We start from the raw sequence: 831 nt of genomic DNA on the forward strand, positions 1-831 counted from the left end.
TGTGCAACAGGGACACTATATAAAAACAATGCTCAAAGCTGTCTCGAATCGAAACTCTTTGCGTACTTGCTGCATCTGATTTTCCTGCGGAAAATCATCGCTGGCAAACTCGCACTGTTTTTATACGGGACGTTACCTGTAATGCGACCAAACAAAACGCAAAAAAACAAAATAGAATTTATGAAAAAAATGACTTTACTTTTATTCGCTTTAATTTTAATAAGTTGTAGCGATGATGATGAAAACACACCAAACAACAACTCGAATACTGCGAATTACAAAATTGAATATACTTCGCAACTTTCTGATGCTGATTTGAATTTGGATATTACATTTATGTGGAATGATGAAAATGGACAATCACAAAGTGAGACAACAAATATAATTGACCCACAAGCCTACTCTGAATTGGCTGACGAAAAAACTGTTGAAATCACAAATTTAATTGGAGTGAAATTTAAAGTGAATAGTGGTAGTAATTATTTATCGGACACTTATGTAAAAGTCACAAATGTTGACAATAATACATCTTACGAAGTTACTAATTCAGAATCAATAGCATCAACTGGAGGCTCAATTGATAATAACACATTGACAGTTAATTTTAACACTGAAAATAATACTTTTGACTCTGAATACTCAACTACGAATTAAAATCTGAAATAAGCACTACAGGTAACACCGTATATAATTTATTGCTAGTTCTACCGGGTCGATGCTTTTCTATCCGCTATCCCCATCTTTTAGGTAAGCGGGTAAAGAAACTCCAGGTTCAGGGCTTCTTTTAAACGTCGGTAAAAATTTTCTTCCGGGATCCGATCACTGAGACGG

At 34.7% G+C, this 831-nt stretch carries 1 protein-coding gene; it reads left to right on the top strand.

All coding sequences use genetic code 11. From position 1 onward, the window contains the following. On the top strand, positions 1-654 hold a 654-nt coding region (locus RM529_RS17590; RefSeq protein WP_311486033.1), incomplete at its 5' end, for a hypothetical protein. Between the last annotated feature and the right edge of the window lie 177 nt (positions 655-831).

The organism is Autumnicola edwardsiae, assembly GCF_031846505.1.
Taxonomy (GTDB): domain Bacteria; phylum Bacteroidota; class Bacteroidia; order Flavobacteriales; family Flavobacteriaceae; genus Autumnicola; species Autumnicola edwardsiae.